Genomic DNA, 19,981 nt, shown 5'->3' with positions numbered 1-19,981 from the left:
GACCGCCGCGGCGTGCCTCTCCACTGTCCGCGTGATCAATTCGGGGACCGGAGACTTTCGGACAAATGGGACAAATCTTTCTCGGCCTCGCCTCCAATGGCGAGAACCAGCATCTCGACCTTTCGCGCGCCAACCGGCACGGGCTGATTGCCGGCGCGACCGGTACCGGCAAGACGGTGACCCTGCAGGGCCTCGCCGAAAGCTTCTCGGCAGAGGGCGTCCCGGTGTTCGTCGCCGATGTGAAGGGAGACTTGTCGGGCATCGCCATGCCGGGTTCGCCGACCTTCAAGCATGCCGACAAGCTCGAAGGCCGCGCGAAGGAACTGGGCATGGACGACTATGCCTATTCCGATAACCCGGCAATCTTCTGGGACCTCTATGGCGAGCAGGGCCACCCGATCCGCACGACGATTTCGGAAATGGGCCCGCTGCTGCTTTCGCGCCTGCTCGACCTCAACGAGACGCAGGAAGGCGTTCTCCAGATCGTCTTCCGCTATGCCGACGAGAACAACCTGCTGCTGCTCGATTTCGGCGACCTGCAGTCGATGCTGGCCTATGCCTATGAGAACGCGAGCGAACTGTCGGGGCTTTACGGCAATGTCAGCCGCCAGAGCGTCGGTGCGATCCAGCGCCAGCTGCTGAGCTTCGAAGCGCAGGGGGCGGACAATTTCTTCGGCGAACCCGCGCTCGAAATCGACGATTTCCTGAAAGTCGATGACCAGGGGCGGGGCTACATCAACGTGCTCGCCGCCGACAAGCTCATGCGCAGCCCGAAGCTCTACGCGACCTTCCTGCTGTGGCTGCTCGCCGAACTGTTCGAGAGCCTGCCCGAAGTCGGCGACCCGGAGAAGCCCAAGCTGGTCTTCTTCTTCGACGAGGCGCACCTGCTCTTCGACGATGCGCCCGACGCGTTGCAGGACAAGATCGAACAGGTCGTGCGCCTGATCCGTTCGAAGGGCGTCGGCGTGTTCTTCGTGACGCAGAATCCGATCGACATTCCCGAGGAAGTCGCGGGCCAGCTCGGAAACCGCGTACAGCATGCCCTGCGCGCCTTCACCCCGCGCGACCAGCGCGCGATCAAAGCGGCGGCGGAAACCTTCCGCATCAACCCCGACCTCGATGTCGAGGAAGCGATCACCGAGCTGAAAGTCGGCGAAGCGCTGGTCTCGACGCTCGACGAGGACGGCGCGCCGACCATCGTGCAGCGCACGCTGATCAAGCCGCCGCGCAGCCGCCTCGGCCCGCTTAATGCCAAGGAGCGCGCGATCATCCAGTCGGTGAGCCCGCTCGACGGCAAATACGATACCGCGGTCGACCGCGAGAGCGCGGAAGAAGTGCTCGCCGCGAAGGCCGCCGATGCCGCCGAAACCGCGCAGGAGGTGGAAGAGAAGGGCCGCGAGGAAGTCGCCAAGCGTTCGCGCAAGAGCACTTCGATGTGGGAGAAAGCCGGCAAGGGCGCGATGCGTGCAGCGGCCGGTTCGATCGCCTCGATCGCCGTCGCCACCGCTCTCGGCAAGAAATCGAGCGCCGACCCGCTGCGAACCGGCGCGACCGCCTTCGTGCGCAATATCCTCGGCGGCCTGATGCGCTGAGCAATTAGGCGGGGAGCCTGATCTCCGCCCTGAGGCCGCCGCTTTCGCGATTGGCGAGAATTAGCGTGCCGCCATGCTGTTCGGCAATAGCGCGTGCCAGCGTCAGGCCGAGTCCGGCACCGCCGGTCTCGCGGTTGCGCGATGCCTCGCCGCGCTGGAAGGGTTCGAGCAGACGCTCGATCTGCCCGTCGGGAATGCCCGGACCCTTGTCGTCGACTCGCAGGACCGCCGCATCTCCCTCGGCGATCACCGAGACCTCTGCATCGCCGGCGTAGCGCACGGCATTGGCAATCAGGTTGCGCAGCGCGCGGCGCAGCCAGGTAACGTGGATATGGCGCACGATGCGCGTGTGCTCACCGAGCGTCACCGGTTTGCCCATGTCCTCGAATTCCTCGACCACCGAGGCAGTCAGCGCGGCAAGGTCGGTCGCCTCGGGCGGCCCGTTGCCGCGTCCGATCCGGGCGAGCGAGAGGATGTCGTCGAGCGTGCGGGTAATGTCCTCGATGCTGGCAGCCATCTTGTCGCGTTCGGTTTCGTTCTCGACGCTCTCGATACGCACGCGCAGCGCGGCGAGCGGCGTCTTGAGGTCGTGCCCGATCGCACCGAGCATCACGTCCTTTTCATCGAGCAGCGAGGCGATGCGCGTTTCCATCGCATTATGCGCGGTGATCAGGCGCTGCACGTCCTCCGGCCCGCGCAACGCAAGCGGCTGCTCTGCAACCTGCGAGGCGGTGAAGCGCTCCGTCCGGCCGGTCAGTTCGGCGAGAGGACGGGTTATCCGGCGCAGGAGGAAATAGAGCACCACCATCAGCAGCAGGAACATGACGAACGTCTGCGCCGCGGTGACGAACAGTACGCGCCGGTCATTGCGGGCATAGGGAACGCGCGCGACATGCCAGGCGCCGCCCTCTTCCCAGCGGACCGCGGCGACGAAGATCCGGCCGCGCTGCAAGTCCATGCGCTGGGCGGTCGCGGGCCAGCGCTGCAACCTTTGCTGGAGGGTGCGGTCGTCGCGCGCATGGCGGACGGTGGCGAGAACCTCGATCGGCTCGAGACCGAGGCCGCGCAGCCTGGTTTCGAGTTCGCCAGCCCATTCGGTACTGCTTTTCTCGTCGTCGAGCAGCGGGTAGGCTTGGGTCACTTCGCCCCGCAGCGGTCGCTCGCCGCGCCGGTTGCCTCGGCGCATGCCGTCGGGTGCGCGCATGCGGCGCTCGCCCCTCGCCAGCAGCTCCTCGCCCCGGTCGCGCCGGAAAGCGGGCGCGCCCCAGAGCGTGAAGGTGGCTGCCGTCAGCACGCCTTCCTCGCGCCGGTTCTCCGCCACGCGGTAGAGCAGCACCGAAGTGACGGCCTGCGCCACCAGCAGGGCGGCGGCGACGGCCAGCAATGTCTGGCCGAGCAGGCTCTTGGGCCACAGGCGCATCTCAGTTCTCCCCGGCGGCGACGCGCTTCACGCTGGCACCGAAACGGTAGCCGCCACCGCGCACGGTGAGGATGAATTGCGGGTTCTTGCTGTCGGCCTCGATCTTGCGGCGCAGGCGGCTGACCTGGTTGTCGACCGCGCGGTCGAACAATTGCGCTTCGCGGCCTTGAACCATGTCGAGCAGGCGGTCGCGGTCGAGTACCTGTTTCGGATTGTCGAGGAAGGCGCGCAGCATGCGGAACTCGGCGGTCGAGATCGAGACCAGCACACCTTCGGGATCGGTCAGCTTGCGCTTCATCGGATCGAGCCGCCAGCCTTCGAATTCGTACTGCGCGTCTTCTTCGGGCGCCGCGACCGCGCGCCCCGCACGGCGCAGGACCGAGCGGATGCGGGCGACGAGCTCGCGCGGTTCGAACGGCTTGGTGACATAGTCGTCCGCCCCGATTTCGAGGCCGATGATCCGGTCGGTCGCCTCGCCCTTCGCGGTGAGGAGGATGACCGGCAGCTCGCGCGTTTCGACGAGGTGGCGGCACAGCGAAAGCCCGTCCTCGCCAGGCATCATGATATCGAGCAGGACGAGATCGGGGGTCAGCTCGACGAGCGAGCTTCGCGCACGCGCAGCGCTTTCGGCTTCATGCACGACGAACCCCTGGCGAGCGAGATACTCGGCCAGGGGTTCGCGCAGGGTCGCTTCGTCATCGACCAGCAGCAGGGTCACGGGTGCGTGATCGTCCACCATTCAGATCCTGCCTAGCTGGCCGACAGGCCGAGCGACAAGGCTTACCGGTTGCCCCGGCGTTCCATGCGGGCGGCCTTGCGCGCTTCGCGGGCGGCCTGGCGTTCCTCGGCGCTCACCTGGCCGTCGCCATTGGCGTCCATGCGGGCAAAGCGCTGGTCGGCTGCGGCGGTGAATTCGGCGAGCGAGACGGCCTGGTCGTTATTGGTGTCGGCACGCTTGAGCATCGCCATCGGGCCGTGGCCGCCACGACGGCCGCGCATTCCATGGCCCCGGCGATCGCCGCGACGTTCCTTCATCATTTCCCGGCCGGCTTCGAGCTCGGCCTGGCTCACGCCGCCCGAGTTGTCCGTGTCGAGACGGGCGAAGCGCTGTTCGGCGCGGTTGGCGCGGCGTTCTTCCATGCGGGCGCGGCGGGCTTCGCGTGCGGCCTGCATTTCGGCCTGCGACAGTTCGCCATCGCCATTGGTGTCGACCTTGGCGAAGCGCTCGGCCTGGTGGGCCTGGCGGTCGGCGGCATTGAGGACACCGTCGCCGTTCGCATCCATCTTCTCGAACATGGCGGTTGCATGCGCCTTGTGCTCGGCGGTGGAGACGACGCCGTCTGAATTGGTGTCGGGGTTGGTCTTGCCGTGATGGTCGGCATAGGCGACGCCTGCGCCGGTCAGGACCAGCGCGGCGGCGGAAAGGGTAAGGGTCAGTTTGCGCATCATGTGCTCTCCGGTTCGTCGAAACATTTGAGCTGCGGCAACCTCTCGGGAGGGGGAGGGGACTGGGAGGGTCGCCGCAGCTCGTGATGTCCTTCTAGGCCTGCAATGTCGCAGCTTTATCCCGGTTCGCAGCTTGTTTGTAACGAATTGTGTCGTGCCGGTCGGCCCGTTCACCTGCCCGACAGTCAGCGCGGGCGGTGCTCGGTCCCTTCGCCTGCAGTTATGAAGATCGCGGTCGCAGAGTTTTCGATGTCGGCGATATGCCACACGCCGGGCGGATTGATCGCATATTCGCCCGCGGTGAGCGTCACCTGCTCGCGCCGGCCATCGGGAAATTCCTGCGTCAGCAGCATCTCGCCATCGGTGCAGATGACGACCTCGTGACCGTGGGGATGCATTTCCCATGTCGGCCAGCCTTCGGTGAAGCTGTGCTGCGAGACGAGCCTGCCTTCTTTCCCGTCGGCGGCATGGGCGGCGCCGTAGCGCTCGTACCATTCCATGCCGTCGAACGGTTCGAGCACCTCGGCACTCGCGCCGAGGCCGAGGTGGAGCCAGTTGTCCGCCAGCCTGCGCGGCTCAGCCACCTGCCGGGACCATGCAGAAGGCGTTGAGCTTGTTGCCGTCCGGATCGCGGAAATAGCCCGCGTAGAAGACATTGCCGCGCTCGTCCGCCTCGCCGCGCGGACCCGGCGCGCCCTCGTCGCTGCCGCCATTGGCCATCGCGGTATCGTAGATGCGCTTCACATGGTCGGCATCCTTGGCCTGGATCGCGACCATCGTGCCGTTGCCGACGCTCGCTTCCTTGCCGTCGAACGGCTTGGTCGCGGCGATGCCCGCGCCGCCGTCCCATTCGCCCCATGCGATGAAAGTGTCGAAATCCATCATCCGCCCGACGCCCATTTCCTTGGCGACGGCGTCGTAGAACTTGGCGGCACGCGGCAAGTCATTCGTGCCCAGCGTTACATATCCGATCATTGGTAATCCTCCTCAGGCGACTCGCGACCAAAGAGAACATTACTAGAACATCGGAGCGGTCACAAGCCGCAAGGCATCACAGCGGACGGCAGGCATCCTCGACAAAGGCGAGCACGTCGCCCGACAGCTGCGGCGCGAGGATTTCGAGGGTCTTGGCGTGGTAGCGGTTCCACCAGCCGATCTCCTCTGCGGTCAGCAGGTCGGTATCGACCAGCGTGCGGTCGATCGGCACGAAAGTGAGCGTGTCGAAGCCGAGATAGTCGCCTTCCGCGCCGGGAATATCCTGCGCGACGGTGAGGACGAGGTTTTCGATCCGGATGCCGTAGTCGCCGCCCTTGTAGTAGCCCGGCTCGTTCGAGAGGATCATGCCAGCGCGCAGCGGCTCGCCGGTTCCCGGTTGCGGGCCGGTCGCCTTGGCGATGCGCTGCGGGCCTTCATGCACGCCGAGATAGCTGCCGACGCCGTGGCCGGTGCCGTGGGCATAATCGACCCCTGCCTGCCACAGGAACTGGCGGGCGAGCGCGTCGAGCTGGCCGCCGCTCGTCCCGTCGGGGAAGCGCGCCATGGCGAGCGCGATATGGCCCTTGAGGACGCGGGTGAAGCGGTCCTTGTGTTCGGGGGTCGGTTCGGCGCTGCCGTCCTCTGTCCCGATCCAAACGGTGCGGGTGATGTCGGTCGTGCCGTCGAGATACTGGCCGCCCGAATCGCACAGGAAGATGCTGCCCGGCGCGATCGGCAGGTTCGATTCTTCGTCCACCCGGTAATGCGGGATCGCGGCATGCGGACCGGCGGCGGAAATCGTGTCGAAGCTCTGGTCCTTGAGCAGGCCCGTTTCCTCGCGGAATGCGCGCAGTGCGGCGACGGCGGATAGCTCGGTCTCGCCGCCCTTGGGCGCTTCGGTCGCGAGCCAGTAGAGGAACTTCGCCAGCGCCGCGCCGTCGCGCGCCTGCGCATCGCGGTGGCCCTGCTGTTCGGCCTCGTTCTTGACCGCCTTGGGCACGATCACCGGATCGCGCTCGCTCACTGGCTTGGCGCCGGCTGTCTCGAGCGCCTGGAAGATCGCCTCGACGCCGAAATCGGGATCGATACTGACGGTCTTGTCCTTCATCTGCGCAAGCGCGGGTTCGAACTCGGTCCGCTCGCGGATCGTCACTGCATTGCCGAGGTGCTTTTCCAGCTCGGGCGTGACTTTCTCGGAAGCGATGAAGAGCTCCGCCGTGCCGTCGGCATGGGCGATGACATAGGACAGCGCGACCGGCGTGCGATCGACGTCGTTGCCGCGGATGTTGAGCAGCCATGCGATCGAATCGAGCGCCGAGATCACTGCTGCATCATAGCCTTCGGATTTGAGCCAGTCGGCGACCTCGCTGCGCTTCTCCGCGCTCGAGCGGCCGGCATATTCGTCGCGGTGGACGACGGCCTGCGCCTTGGAGGGTTCGGGGCGGTCCTGCCACACGCTGTCGACCGGATTGCCCTCGGTCGCGACGAGGGTGATGCCCTTCTTCGCCACCGCGTTCGACGTCGCCTCGACCCAGCCGCGCGTGTGGAGCCATGCGTCATAGCCGATCTTCGCGCCTTCCGGAGCATTGGCGAGCAGCCACTTGCCCATGCTTTCCTGCGGGATCTGGCAATAGTCGTAGAGCTTCCCGTCGACCTGGTCGCGCACCTGGATGGTGTAGCGCCCGTCGACGAACATGGCGGCATGGTCGCGCAGCACGATCGCCGCACCCGCCGAGCCGCCGAAACCGGTCAGCCAGGCGAGGCGCTGGGCATAGCTGCCGATATATTCGCTCATATGCTCGTCGCTGATCGGCACCACGAAACCGTCGAGATCGCGTTTCTTCAGTTCCTCGCGCAGGGCGGCGAGTCGGGCTTCGTGGGTTTGCATCAGCATGGGGGTACGTCCTGTAATCTTGCGTGTTCGCGTGCGAGCGGTCTTGCCGCTTGATGCGGGCCAACATAGGCTTCCCGGGCGGGGCTTTCCACCCGCCGAATCTTCCGCCACAGGACGAACCATCCATGACGCAGATTTCCCTGACCGCCATTGCCCTTGCCACGAGCATTGCCGCCATCCCGGCAGGCAGCGTGACGGTCGCAGCCCAAGAGGACACCGCAAGCTTGAGCGAGCAACAGCCCAGCGCGCCGCCCGTCGCCGAAAAGCGCGACCACAGCTACAGCTATCACGGCATCACCATCGAAGACCCGTATTTCTGGCTCAAGGACCAGTCCTACCCGACGGTCGATGACGAGGACGTGCTCGATTACGTCAAGGCGGAGAATGCCTGGTTCGAAGCGCGCATGGCACCGCGCAAGCAGCTGGTCGAGACGATCTTCGAAGAGCTTAAGGGCCGGATCAAGGAAGACGATTCGACCGTGCCCCAGAAGGACGGCGACTGGGTCTACTGGTCCGAATTCGAAGAGGGCAAGGAATACCGCAAGCACTACCGCCGGCCCGTAGCGGGCGGCGATCCGGTACTGATTCTCGACGAGAACGAGCTTGCCGAAGGGCAGGAATATTTCCGCCTCGGGGCCTTCTCGGTCAGCAAGAACGGCCGCTATCTCGCCTATTCGACCGATACGAGCGGGGCCGAGCGCTACATCGCGCGGATCAAGGATCTGCAGACCGGCGAGCTGCTGGACGATGCGATTCCCGACACGCGCACCGGCCTCGTGTGGGCGGCGGGGGACAGCGTGATCGTCTACGGCAAGGCGAATGCCAACTGGCGCGTCGACAATGTGCGCGTCCACTCGGTCGGCACCGATGCCGACGAGGACGTCGAGATCTATCACGAGGAAGACGCAGGCTTCAGCGTCGGCACCGGCCTGTCCGCGCAGGAAGACTGGCTGATCATCGGCGCAGGCGACAACGAGACCAGCGAAGTTCGCCTCGTGCGTGCGGACGACCCGCTGGGCGAACAGATCCTCGTCAGGCCGCGCAAGAAGGGCGTCGAATACTCGCTCGACATCCGTGACGGCACGGTCTTTGTCCACACGAACGACGAGCATGTGAACTTCCGCCTCGCGACCGCCCCGCTGGAAACGCCGGGCGAGTGGAGCACGCTGATCGCCGGATCGGATGAATTCTACCTGACCGATTTCGAGTTGTTCAAGGACTTCTACGTCACCGAAGGCCGCCTTGCAGGCCTCGACCAGGTGCAGATCCGTTCCTACGACGATGCATCGAAAGTGACGCCGATCGCCTTCCCCGAAGCGAGCTATTCGACCGGCCTGTCGAACAATCCCGAATACGATGTCGGCAAGCTGCGCCTCACTTACGAGAGCATGGTCACGCCGGATTCGGTCTATGACTACCATGTCGCCGATGCGCGGCTCGAACTGCTCAAGCAGCAGGAAATCCCGAGCGGCTACGATCCCTCGCTCTATGCGACCGAGCGCCTGACGATCGAGGCGCGCGACGGCACGATGGTCCCGGTCAGCGTGGTCTATCGCAAGGATCGCCCGGACGGCCCGGGACCGCTGCATCTCTATGCCTATGGCGCCTACGGCTATGCCGTACCGCCGGGCTTTTCCTCCTCGCGCCTCAGCCTGCTCGATCGCGGGATGGCCTATGGCATCGCGCATATTCGCGGCGGCGACGACCTCGGACGGCGCTGGTATCTGCAGGGCAAGCTCAACGAGCGGACCAATACGTTCAACGACTTCGTCGACGTCGCCAAGGGCCTGGTCGACAAGGGCTACACCGAGAAAGGCAAGCTTTCCGCCAGCGGCGGTTCGGCCGGGGGCGAGTTGATGGGCGTGATCGTCAACACCGATCCCGACCTGTGGGGCGCAGTGGTTGCCGACGTACCTTTCGTCGACGTGCTCAACACCATGCTCGATACGACGTTGCCGCTCACGCCGGGCGAATGGCCGGAATGGGGCAACCCGATCGAGAGCAAGCAGGCCTTCGCCTACATCCTGAGCTACAGCCCCTACGACCAGACCGTCGCGCAGGATTACCCGCCGATGCTTGTCACCGCCGGGCTGAACGACCCGCGCGTCACCTATTGGGAGCCGGCCAAGTGGGTCGCCAAGCTGCGCGACGTGAAGACCGACGACAACGAACTGCTGCTCAAAACCAACATGGGCGCAGGCCACGGCGGCAAGTCGGGGCGCTATTCCTCGCTTTACGAAACGGCAGAGGAATACGCCTTCATCCTGTGGCAGCTCGGCCTGACGGAAGAGGACAATTGAGCGGCAAGTTCGCAAAGACCTTCACCGCCGGGGCAGAGCACATCGACGTGATGGGTCACGTCAACAATGCCGTGTGGGTGCAGTGGATCCAGGACATGGCGACCGCGCATTGGGACGCGGTCGCGCGGCCCGAGGATGCGCGCGATTTCGTCTGGCTCGTGGTGCGTCACGAGATCGATTACCGGGGCAATATTTCGCAAGGCGAAAGCGTGACCGGCGAAACCTGGATCGAAGGCGATGCGCATGGGGCGAAGTCCACCCGCCGGGTCGACTTCCGCAACGATGCGGGCAAGGTCATCGTCTCGGCGCTTACCACATGGGCGATGCTCCATCGCGAGACCGGGCGGCTGGCGCGCGTCCGGCCCGAAATCATCGCGCCTTTCAGGGTCGAACAGGGGAACTGACACATGGCGAATTCGCCGCTTTTTACGCCGCTCGACCTGCCCAACGGCAGCACGCTGTCCAACCGCCTGTGCAAGGCGGCGATGGAGGAGAACCTTGCCGAGCAGCCGGGCCAGTATCCCGGCGAGCGGCTGTTCACGCTCTATGATCGCTGGGCGAAGGGCGGGGTGGGGATGCTCCTGTCGGGCAACGTCATGGTCGATCCTTCCGCCCTCACCGGACCGGGCGGCGTAGTGCTGGAGAAAGGCACCGATCTCGAGCCGTTTCGCAAATGGGCTGAAATCGGCAAGGCGGGCGGCGCGCAGTTCTGGCTGCAGATCAGCCACCCGGGACGGCAGATGTACAAGAGCCTCGGCGAGACGGCGGTGTCGCCTTCGGGCGTGGCGCTCGATCTCGGCAAGTTCTCCGATCTCTTCGCGCCGGTCCGCGCGCTCACCGTGCGCGAGATCGAGACGATCATCACCCGCTTCGCCGACACTGCGGAAGCAGCGCAGGACGCGGGCTTCGACGGTATCCAGATTCACGGCGCGCATGGCTATCTCGTCAGCCAGTTCCTCTCGCCACTGACCAACCGGCGCGAGGATGAATGGGGCGGCAGCCTCGAAAACCGCGCGCGTTTCCTGCTGCAGATCGTCGAGAAAGTGCGCCAGCGGGTGAAGCTGTCTTTCGGCGTCGGCCTCAAGCTCAACTCGGCGGACTTCCAGCGCGGCGGCTTCGCGTTCGAGGATGCGCGCCAGGTCGTCGAATGGCTCAATGGCCACGGGCTCGATTTCGTCGAACTGTCGGGCGGAAGCTACGAGAGCCCGGCGATGCAGGGCAATCCGCAGGAAGGCTCGACCGGCGAGCGCGAGGCCTATTTCATCGATTTCGCCCGCGACATCGCGAAGGTCGCCGACATGCCGATCATGGTCACCGGCGGCATCACGAAACTTTCGACCGCCGAGGCAGCGCTCGAGCATGACGAGCAGGGCTTCGGGGTCGAGCTTCTCGGCATCGCGCGGGCCATGGCGAGCGATCCCGACCTGCCCAATCACTGGCGCGAGCAGAGCAATGCCGAAGCGGAGCTGCCGCAGGTCGGCTGGAAGAACGCCTCGCTCAAGGGCCTTGCGACCATGGCGCTGACCAAGGCTCAGATCGAACGGATGGCGGCGGGCAAGCAGCCCGGCATGGGCGGCTGGCCGGTCAAGGCGCTGCTCGCCGACCAGATGCGCGCGAACAAGCGGGCCAAGCGCTACCGTGAATGGCGCCAGCAGTGCGGCGCGTCGTGACTTTCGCGTGAGGCTCTAGGCTGCGCGGGCGCGCCAGCTGCTCGGTGCGTCCGCCTGCCGGTCGACATATTCCATGACCATGCGATTGCGGCCCGAGGCCTTGGCTTCGTAGAGCAGCTTGTCGGCCCGCGCATAGGCGTGGGTGAAGGACACCTGCTTCTTGGAGTGCGGCGGCAGGACGAGCAGGCCCATGCTCGCGGTGAGCGGGGCGGACAGGCCTGATACATCGCGCGCGATGCGGCCTGGGATCGCTTCGCGCAGCTGCTCCGCGCGTTCGACCGCGCCCTCGCCGCGCAGGATGATGAGGAATTCCTCGCCGCCGATGCGGATCGCAATCATGTCGGTCGGATCCTCGCGCAGTACTCCAGCCACGCTCACGAGGACATTGTCGCCGGTCGCATGGCCGAGCGTGTCGTTGACCGCCTTGAACTTGTCGAGATCGAGCACGGCGAAGGTGCGGTATCCCTCCTGGTGCAGCTCGCGGAAGCGGCTGTCGATCGCGCGGCGGTTCATCAGGCCGGTCAGCGGGTCGAGTTCGGTCAGGCGCGCCATCGCATCGGAGCGGGCGACCGCGCTGTCGCGCTCACGGCGCAGGGCGAGGAATCGGTCGGTCACGCCCATGGCGGTCGCGATCGTCTCTGTCAGCACGCCGAGATAGAGGAAGGTCAGCGAACTCGTTGGAACCGTCAGGCTCACGACGTCGGTAGCCAGCTGCACGAAAACCGCGACGAAGATCGGTGCGAGCCCGACCACCTGGTAGCGGATCGAACGGCTGCCACGGTAAAGTGCGAAACCGATGGCGCCGAAGTAGGCGGCAAGCACGGGAAGCAGGCCATAGGAATGGAAATCGCCGCCAAGCGGCTGGAGAATTTCGAATCGCGCCGCGTGGATTGCCGAGACCATGAGCGCCCACACCGCGACCCAGGGAATGACCCGGTAGAGCCAGCGCGGAAGCTTGCCCGCTTCGGCAAAACTGCGGGTGAACATCAGGCCGACCGCGCACACGAGGCCGAAATTCATCGTCAGCAGGACGCGCGTGGTGGCGAGGTCGAGGTCGAAATAGAGATGCACGAGGCCCGAGCGCAGGCCGATCATCATGCCGAAACACGCAGTCAGCAGCAGGTGCCAGAGCGGGAAGGACTGGCGCAGCGCACGCCAGAAGGCGAGATCGAAGATGATCGGGATCAGCAGCATGCCGAACAGCGCGGCGATGAACAGCAACTCGCGCATCCGCTCCGGCGTGGTTCCGGGATCGGCCTCTTCGAGGCTCGCTGCGGAAAGCGTCGGGTTATGGCTGAGGGCCGAGAACTGCGCGATGACGGTCTGCGGCGCTTCTTCACCGACCGGAAGCGCGGCGATGAAGAACGGGCCGTCGCTGACCGGCTCGACCTCGTCCATCGTGTAGCTTGCGCGGTGCCAGGTGCCCGAAGCGTCCACGACCATCAGGTCGAGCCGCTCGAACCCGCCGATCCGCGTGGCGAGATAGCGCGGGAAGTCGCTGCCCTCTCCAAGCTCGAACTTGCGTGCGGCGTATTCGGCGGTGGTCGGCTTGTTCGACGTGCAATCCCAGGCGGCAGCGGCTGCCGGGTCGGCCTGCCGCGCCAGGTCGACGGACCCGGCGGCATAGCACGCCTGCGCGCTCTCCCCGGCCATCGCGGCGGACGGCAGGAAGGCGGCGAGAAACGCCGTAAACGCAAGGGCGATTGCCTTACGAATTGCCATTAGTCTCCCGTCCATGGGCGGGGACTATTCGAGATGGCTTATACTAAAGTTAATTTCGCAGGAGGAATTACCCTTCCTCCGGTTACCTAAATTCAGCCGAGAACGTCTGAAACGGGCGTGTAATCATAGCCCAGTTCGTCTGCGACTGCCTTGTAGGTGACGCTGCCGGCATGGACGTTGAGCCCTTCGGCGAGATGTGCGTTCTCGCGCATCGCCTCGCGCCAGCCGAGCTTCGCCATGCGCAGCGCGTGCGGCAGGGTGACGTTGTTCAGCGCATAGGTGCTGGTACGCGCAACCGCGCCCGGCATGTTCGCAACGCAGTAATGCACGATGTCGTCGACCACGAAGGTCGGGTCGGCATGGGTCGTCGGCCTGGAGGTCTCGAAGCAGCCGCCCTGGTCGATCGCCACGTCGACGAGCACCGCACCCGGCTTCATGCGCTTGAGCAGGTCGCGCGTGACGAGCTTGGGTGCTGCCGCGCCCGGGATCAGCACCGCGCCGATGACGAGGTCCGCCTGGCACACGGCATCTTCGAGGTTGGTCTTGTTCGAGAAGCGCGTTGCTGCGCGCGCTTCGAAGAAGGTGCCGACCTTTTCGAGCACTTCCGGATCGCGGTCGAGGATTTCGACATCGCCGCCAAGACCGACGGCCATCTGCGCCGCGTTGAAGCCGACCACGCCGCCGCCGATGACGACGACCTTGCCCGGGAGAACGCCCGGCACGCCGCCGATCAGCACGCCGCGCCCGCCATGCGCCTTCTCGAGCGCGGTCGCGCCCGCCTGGATGCTCATGCGCCCGGCGACCTGGCTCATCGGCTTGAGAAGGGGCAGCGATCCGCCCGGACCGGTGACGGTTTCGTAAGCGATCGCGGTGACGCCCGACTTCACGAGGTCGGCGGTCTGCTCGGGATCGGGCGCGAGGTGGAGGTAGGTGTAGAGGATCTGGCCTTCGCGCAGCTTGGCGCGTTCTTCGGCCTGCGGTTCCTTGACCTTCACGACCATCTCGCACTCGGCGAAGATCTTGTCCGGCCCATCGACGATCGTCGCGCCGGCTGCCTTGTATTCCTCGTCGGTCGCACCGATGCCGAGCCCGGCACCGCTCTGCATCCACACCTCGTTGCCGCGCGATATCAGTTCGCGCGCGCTCTCGGGCGTCAGTCCGACGCGGTATTCGTGGTTCTTGATCTCGGTGGGGCAGCCGATGCGCATATGACTTTGACTCCGTTTGAGGCGGCAGTCCGTTACAATTGAAACTTGTTCGGAGCAAGGCGGAGAGGGCCGGAAAACGCAGCTGTGGAATGTGTCACGGGCCTGTCACACAAGGGCCATAGAGGCGTCGCGAACGTGACAACGAACTGTCGGGATTTCGCAATGCAAATGAAACGCAAATACCTCGCCTCCGCAACTGCCGTTGCCGCCAGCCTCGGTTGGGCCGTTCCGGCTCACGCCGACGCGCACGATCCGGTGAAGCAGGAACTCGCCGAGCTTCGCGCGCAGCTCAGCCAGATGGCCGAGCGGGTCGAATCGCTCGAAGCCGAGCTCGACGCTGCCAAGTCGCAGGCCGCTACGGCCAACACCGCTGCCATCCAGGCGAACGAGACGGCTGTCGCCGCCCGCGCCGTGGCCGACGAAGCTGCCAAGAAGGACGACGGCACGAACATCGCCTTCAAGGGCGCGCCGGAAATCAAGGGCGAAGGCGGCTGGACTTTCAAGCCGCGCGGCCGCCTGCAGTACGACATGGGCTTCACCTCCGCTCCCGATGCGACCGGTGCAAGCGACGGCTGGGGCAGCGAGGCACGCCGCGCGCGTCTCGGCGTGTCGGGCGATATGCCGGGCGGCTTCGGCTACAAGTTCGAAGTCGATTTTGCGGGCAACGACGTCGCCGTGACCGATGCACTCATCTCCTACGAAACGGGCAATGCCGAAATCAGTGTCGGCCAGTTCAACAACTTCCAGTCGCTCGAAGAGCTGACCAGCAGCCTGCACACCAGCTTCATCGAACGCGCTGCCTTCACCGATGCCTTCGGTTTCGAGCGCCGCGTCGGTGCCGCCGCCCAGTTCTCGGCCGGTGACGTGCTGGTCCAGGCGGGCGTCTTCTCCGACAACATGGAAGACCTTTCGAATAAGAGCTGGAGCACCGACGGCCGCGTGGTCTACATGCCCAAGGCGGGCGATGCGCAGCTCCATTTCGGCGCCTCGGTCCACTACGCCGACCTCGAAAGCGGCGACACGGTGCGCTACCGCCAGCGTCCGCTGGTTCACTTCACCTCCGAGCGTTTCGTCAACACCGGCAACCTGCCCGCTTCGTCCGAATTCGGTTTCGGCCTCGAGGGCGCGGTCATCGCCGGTCCGTTCCACGCGGTTGCCGAAGGTTACTGGCAGAACGTCGACATGCCGGTCGGCATGGACGATCCGACCTTCTTCGGCGGCTATGCCGAAGTCGGCTACTTCCTCACCGCAGGCGACACGCGCGGCTACAAGGGTGGCAAGTTCGACCGCACGAAGCCCGCCAATCCGGTCGGTGAAGGCGGTGCTGGCTCGGTGCAGCTGAACCTGCGCTACGACCACCTCGACCTCAACGATGCCGGCATCTTCGGCGGCAAGCAGAACGGCTACTTCCTGTCGCTGGTCTGGAAGCCGACCGACTACACCATGCTGCTCGCGAACTACGGCGTCCTCGACTATGACGACGCGGCCTTCCCGGCAGCTGGCGGCGACCGCAACTACAGCGTCGACGCATTCGGCATCCGCGCGCAGATCGACTTCTAACGAGCCGCCCGCGGGCGTGTCACTTGCGTGTCACAATGTCCGCATAATGGCCCATCATCACCGATAAGGGATCACATGATGAAACTTACCAAGACTCTCGCTTTCGCTGCCGTTTCGGCCCTGGCCCTCGCCGGCTGCGACAACACCGGTTCGGATGGCGGCGCGCGTGACACGGTCCGTGTCGTCGGCTCGTCGACCGTCTATCCGTTCGCCAAGAAGGTCGCCGAAACCTTCGCCCAGTCGAACCCGCAGTTCGGCTCGCCGCTGATCGAATCGACCGGCACCGGTGGCGGCATGAACCTGTTCTGCAGCGGCGTCGGCCCGAGCACGCCGGACATGGCGAACGCTTCGCGCCGCATGAAGGCGAGCGAATTCGCCACCTGCCAGGAAAACGGCGTTACCGACATCATCGAACTGCAGGTCGGCCTCGACGGCATCGCCTTCGCTTCGGCGCAGGGCGGCATCATGATGAACCTCTCGCCCGAGATCGTGTACCGCGCAATCGCGGCCAACCCATACGGGCAGCCGCAGACCGCCAAGACCTGGGCCGATGTCGACGCATCGCTCCCGGCCGAACCGATCCTCGTCTACGGCCCGCCGTCGACCTCGGGTACGCGCGATGCGCTCAAGGAACTCGTCCTCGAAGTGGGCTGTAAGGCCAATGCCGAGATGGAAGCGCTCAAGGAAAGCGACGAAGACGCCTATGACCGCGTCTGCACCGAAGTGCGCGGCGACGGCGCCTATGTCGACCAGGGCGAGCAGGACAACCTGATCGTCCAGAAGATCACCAACAACCCCAAGGCTGTCGGCGTCTTCGGCTACTCCTACCTCGAAGAGAACTCCGACAAGGTGCAGGGCCTGCCGATGAACGGCGTCGCCCCGACCTACGAGAACATCTCGAGCTTCGAATATCCGGGTGCCCGCCCGCTCTACGTCTACGTCAAGAAGGCGCATGTCGGCGCGATCCCGGGCCTGAAGGAATTCATCGCCGAATGGCGCAAGAGCTGGGTTGCCGAAGGTCCGCTCGCCAAGATCGGCCTCATCCCCTCGCCGGCCGACGTGATGGCCACGATGGAAAAGGCTGCGACCGATCTCGTGACCATGGACGGCAGCGAGCTCAAGTAAGCTTAAAGCCTACTGCTTAAACAGCGAACGGGCCGTCCCTTGCCGGGGCGGCCCGTTTCGTTTGTGCCCTTAGGACAAGCGCGAAGATCAGATCGGGTTGCCGTCCTGGTCGCGGAAGATCTCGCGGCGGCCGACGTGGTTGGCCGGTCCTACGAGGCCTTCTTCCTCCATCCGCTCGATCCACTTGGCGGCGGTGTTGTAGCCCACGCCCATCTGGCGCTGGAGCCAGCTGCCGCTCGCCTTCTGGTTCTCGAACACGACCTGGCAGGCCTGGCGGTACTTGCGCTCGGCCGGATCGTCGCTCGCGGTGAATTCGTCCTCGAAGCTGAAGCCGCCGTCTTCCGGTTCCTCGGTAACGGCATCGACATATTCGGGCTTGCCCTGGCCGCGCCAGTGATCGGCGACGCTTTCGACTTCCTCGTCGCTCACGAAGGGGCCGTGGACGCGGATCATCGCGCCGGTATTCGGCTTGTAGAGCATGTCGCCCTTGCCGAGCAGCTGTTCCGACCCCTGCTCGCCGAGGATGGTGCGGCTGTCGATGCGGCTCGTGACCTTGAAGCTTATGCGGGTCGGCAGGTTCGCCTTGATGACGCCGGTGATGACATCGACCGAGGGGCGCTGCGTCGCCATGATCAGGTGGATGCCCGCCGCGCGGCTCTTCTGGCTGAGGCGCTGGATGAGGACTTCGATTTCCTTGCCGACGGTGACCATGAGGTCGGCCAGCTCGTCGACGATCAGCACGATCTGTGGCAGCGGTTCGTAATCGAGCTGCTCTTCCTCGTAGAGCTCCTCGCCCGTTTCCGGATCGAAGCCGGTCTGTACGCGGCGGCCGAGCGGCTTGCCCTTGGCGATCGCGGCGCGGACCTTCTCGTTGAAACCGCCGATGTTGCGCGAGTTCACGCTGCTCATCATGCGATAGCGGCGTTCCATTTCCTCGACCGCCCATTTGAGCGCGCGGACCGACTTGTGCGGCTCGGTCACCACCGGCGAGAGCAGGTGCGGGATATCGTCGTAGGTCTTCAGCTCGAGGACCTTCGGGTCGATCAGGATGAGGCGGCATTCCTCCGGCGTGAAGCGGTAGAGGAGCGAGAGCAGGATCGCGTTCAATCCGACCGACTTACCCGAACCTGTCGTACCCGCGACCAGCAGGTGCGGCATGGCGGCAAGGTCGGCGACGATCGGCTCACCCGCGATATCCTTGCCGAGGATGATCGGCAGCGCGCCCTTGGCATCGGCGAATGCGGCGCAGGCGGCCAGTTCCTTGAAGCTGACCATCTGGCGCTTGGTATTGGGCAGTTCGATGCCCATCACCGTGCGCCCCGGAATGGGCGAGACGCGCGCGGAAATGGCCGACATGTTGCGCGCGATATCCTCGGCGAGGCCGACCACGCGGCTCGCCTTGATGCCGGGCGCGGGCTCCAGCTCGTACATGGTGACCACCGGGCCGGTGCGCACGGCGGTAATCTCGCCCTTCACGTTGAAATCGTCGAGCACGGTTTCGAGCAGGCGCGCATTGCGCTCGAGTGCCAGCTTGTCGAGCTTGGGCGCATTGTCTTCGGGCATGTCTTCGAGCAGGTCGAGGCTCGGAAGATCGTAGCTCGCGAACATGTCGCGTTGCTTGGCCTTGGCGAGCGGAGCCTTCTTGGGCGGCGCGCTCGGGTCGGTAATCTGCGGCGCACGGCGCGGGCTTTCCTCGATCACCGGCTCGGCATCGGCCTTGGTGCGCTTGGCCGGCTTTTCCTTGCGCTTGGGCAGGAAGGGAATGTCCGCATCGGGCAGGGCAGGCGCGCGCTTGAGGAATTGCGGCAGGGTGAGCAGCGATACCCAGTCGATCGCGAAAACGCGGGTCACAAGCACCGCGCTGCCCGCAAGGCTCCCAAGCGCGAGGCCGAGGATCGCCCAGCCGCCGATACCTTCGCCGAGCCGGTCGCCAATCGCCTCGAACCCGGCTGCGCCGAGCAGGCCCGTGACCCCGCCGAGCGAGGCCGGCAGGCTGCCGCCGCGCGGGTCGAAGGCGAGCGCGAGGACGGTCGATAGCAGCGCCATGGCGAGCAGGAGCATGCCGACGGGTCGCCACCAGCGCGTCTCGTTCTCCTGCTCCTCTTCCTCGACATCGCGCCACAGCTTGCGCGCGAAGACATATAGCAGCGGGAGCAGCAGGACGGCGGGCAGGCCGAACAGGAACAGTACGCGCTCCGAGGCCCAGGCCCCGGCTGCGCCCATCCAGTTCGCGATATCCGCGCCGGATGCCGCGGTCGACGGGCTCGGATCGGTCTGGGTGTAGCTGGCAAGCGACAGGCCGAGGAAGACCATGCCGCCCAGGAGCAGCGCCGATCCGGCCATCTGGCTCGCGCGCCTCAGCGAGCGGCGGAAGGCGGCGCGCCAGTCGGCATTCTGCGATTTCGAAGCGGCCCGGCTGGCCATGGATACTTCCCCTTTGCCCGTTCGGATAACACCATGAATCCGCACGGACTCCCGCGTCAAGCCTTCTGCGGTGGTTCGAGTCGGCCGGAAGCGCCTAGCTCAGCCCGTCGATTGCCGCCCAACAGGGCCAGTCGAGCCGCGCCGCGCGCCGCTCGTCCATCCCGCCGAGCGCGATGACGGGCACGCAAGCGCGCGCTGCGAGCAGGCGGAAACGTGTAGGGCCGAGCGCGGGCGCGCCGGGATGGGAGTTGGTCGGGAAGGCTGGCGAGAGGAGGATGGCGTCCGCGCCGAAACGCTGCGCATCGGCGATTTCTCGCAGGTCGTGGGCTGTCGCAAGTTGCAGCAGGTCGCCGCGCTGCGGGTAGAGCGAGCGGGGCGCGCCATAGATGCCGTGCGCTCCCCATTCGCGCGCGGTGAGCGCACTGTCGGCGAGGATCACCGTGTGATCGCGCGACAGGGCAAGGTGGCGCAGCGCGCGAAACCGCTCCCAGCGCTCGGGATCGGGCAGGTGGTAGTGGCGATAGATGAAACCCGAACCGCGCGGCAGGCGAGCCAGGGCATCGCCGAGCACTGCATCGTTGCGCTCGTCGGACAGCAGCCAGAGCGAAGGGAAGGCCTGTATCTTCGTCACGGTCACGCTATAGC

Annotated in this window: 16 protein-coding genes; 6 read left to right on the top strand and 10 right to left on the bottom strand. The window is 65.5% G+C overall.

The window, feature by feature from the left end:
• Nucleotides 1–65 precede the first annotated feature (65 nt).
• Nucleotides 66–1,592 (top strand): helicase HerA-like domain-containing protein, encoded by a 1,527-nt coding sequence (locus EO245_RS01380; protein WP_128891250.1) that lies wholly within the window; start codon nucleotides 66–68, stop codon nucleotides 1,590–1,592.
• Between the two features lie 4 nt (nucleotides 1,593–1,596).
• Here the strand turns inward: EO245_RS01380 and EO245_RS01375 are convergent, their stop codons facing one another.
• The 6 genes from EO245_RS01375 to EO245_RS01350 all read right to left on the bottom strand — a co-directional run bounded on the left by EO245_RS01375 (nucleotide 1,597) and on the right by EO245_RS01350 (nucleotide 7,327).
• Nucleotides 1,597–3,012 (bottom strand): HAMP domain-containing sensor histidine kinase, encoded by a 1,416-nt coding sequence (locus tag EO245_RS01375; protein ID WP_128891249.1) that lies wholly within the window; start codon nucleotides 3,010–3,012, stop codon nucleotides 1,597–1,599.
• Between the two features lies 1 nt (nucleotide 3,013).
• The gene (locus tag EO245_RS01370; RefSeq protein WP_128891248.1) at nucleotides 3,014–3,751 is read right to left on the bottom strand and encodes a response regulator; all 738 of its coding nucleotides are present in this window, start codon (nucleotides 3,749–3,751) and stop codon (nucleotides 3,014–3,016) included.
• A gap of 41 nt (nucleotides 3,752–3,792) precedes the next feature.
• Nucleotides 3,793–4,461 carry a hypothetical protein gene (locus EO245_RS01365; protein WP_128891247.1) on the bottom strand — a complete coding sequence of 223 codons (669 nt, stop codon included), beginning with the start codon at nucleotides 4,459–4,461 and terminating at the stop codon, nucleotides 3,793–3,795.
• Between the two features lie 182 nt (nucleotides 4,462–4,643).
• Nucleotides 4,644–5,042, bottom strand: a complete 399-nt coding sequence (locus EO245_RS01360) for a cupin domain-containing protein (protein ID WP_199798666.1) — start codon at nucleotides 5,040–5,042, stop codon at nucleotides 4,644–4,646.
• Nucleotides 5,035–5,433 carry a VOC family protein gene (locus tag EO245_RS01355; RefSeq protein ID WP_128891245.1) on the bottom strand — a complete coding sequence of 133 codons (399 nt, stop codon included), beginning with the start codon at nucleotides 5,431–5,433 and terminating at the stop codon, nucleotides 5,035–5,037. Before EO245_RS01355 ends, EO245_RS01360 begins: the two co-directional genes overlap by 8 nt.
• Nucleotides 5,434–5,509: 76 nt before the next feature.
• Nucleotides 5,510–7,327, bottom strand: coding sequence for an aminopeptidase P family protein (locus EO245_RS01350; protein ID WP_128891244.1), 1,818 nt, complete (start codon nucleotides 7,325–7,327; stop codon nucleotides 5,510–5,512).
• 125 nt (nucleotides 7,328–7,452) lie between these two features.
• Here EO245_RS01350 and EO245_RS01345 point away from each other — a divergent pair, with 125 nt between their 5' ends.
• The 3 genes from EO245_RS01345 to EO245_RS01335 are packed head-to-tail and all read left to right on the top strand — an operon-like array spanning nucleotide 7,453 to nucleotide 11,297.
• Entirely contained in the window at nucleotides 7,453–9,627 is a 2,175-nt protein-coding gene (locus EO245_RS01345; RefSeq protein ID WP_128891243.1) for a S9 family peptidase, read from the top strand.
• Nucleotides 9,624–10,031, top strand: a complete 408-nt coding sequence (locus EO245_RS01340) for a thioesterase family protein (RefSeq protein WP_128891242.1) — start codon at nucleotides 9,624–9,626, stop codon at nucleotides 10,029–10,031. Before EO245_RS01345 ends, EO245_RS01340 begins: the two co-directional genes overlap by 4 nt.
• A 3-nt stretch (nucleotides 10,032–10,034) precedes the next feature.
• Nucleotides 10,035–11,297, top strand: a complete 1,263-nt coding sequence (locus tag EO245_RS01335) for an NADH:flavin oxidoreductase/NADH oxidase family protein (protein ID WP_128891241.1) — start codon at nucleotides 10,035–10,037, stop codon at nucleotides 11,295–11,297.
• Between the two features lie 15 nt (nucleotides 11,298–11,312).
• Here EO245_RS01335 and EO245_RS01330 read toward each other — a convergent pair whose 3' ends face one another.
• Together EO245_RS01330 and ald are read right to left on the bottom strand one after the other, a co-directional pair.
• Entirely contained in the window at nucleotides 11,313–13,019 is a 1,707-nt protein-coding gene (locus EO245_RS01330) for a diguanylate cyclase (RefSeq protein ID WP_164931234.1), read from the bottom strand.
• A 92-nt stretch (nucleotides 13,020–13,111) separates the two neighbouring features.
• A complete protein-coding gene (gene ald / locus EO245_RS01325) occupies nucleotides 13,112–14,227 on the bottom strand; it encodes an alanine dehydrogenase (RefSeq protein ID WP_128891239.1) in 1,116 nt (371 codons plus the stop codon).
• Nucleotides 14,228–14,395: 168 nt separating this feature from the next.
• On the opposite strand from ald, the gene EO245_RS01320 reads away from it, so the two are divergent.
• Nucleotides 14,396–15,787, top strand: a complete 1,392-nt coding sequence (locus EO245_RS01320) for a porin (RefSeq protein ID WP_128891238.1) — start codon at nucleotides 14,396–14,398, stop codon at nucleotides 15,785–15,787.
• 78 nt (nucleotides 15,788–15,865) lie between these two features.
• Nucleotides 15,866–16,912: a substrate-binding domain-containing protein gene (locus EO245_RS01315; protein ID WP_128893407.1), complete on the top strand. Its 1,047-nt coding sequence runs from the start codon at nucleotides 15,866–15,868 to the stop codon at nucleotides 16,910–16,912.
• An 87-nt stretch (nucleotides 16,913–16,999) separates the two neighbouring features.
• Here the strand turns inward: EO245_RS01315 and EO245_RS01310 are convergent, their stop codons facing one another.
• Nucleotides 17,000–19,336, bottom strand: a complete 2,337-nt coding sequence (locus EO245_RS01310) for a DNA translocase FtsK 4TM domain-containing protein (RefSeq protein WP_128891237.1) — start codon at nucleotides 19,334–19,336, stop codon at nucleotides 17,000–17,002.
• Nucleotides 19,337–19,430: 94 nt separating this feature from the next.
• A complete protein-coding gene (locus tag EO245_RS01305) occupies nucleotides 19,431–19,967 on the bottom strand; it encodes a thiamine phosphate synthase (protein WP_234026924.1) in 537 nt (178 codons plus the stop codon).
• Nucleotides 19,968–19,981: the final 14 nt, after the last annotated feature.

Origin of the sequence: Erythrobacter sp. HKB08 (assembly GCF_004114695.1) — a bacterium.
GTDB lineage: Bacteria > Pseudomonadota > Alphaproteobacteria > Sphingomonadales > Sphingomonadaceae > Parerythrobacter_A.
This window is presented reverse-complemented; position numbering and strand designations above follow the sequence as displayed.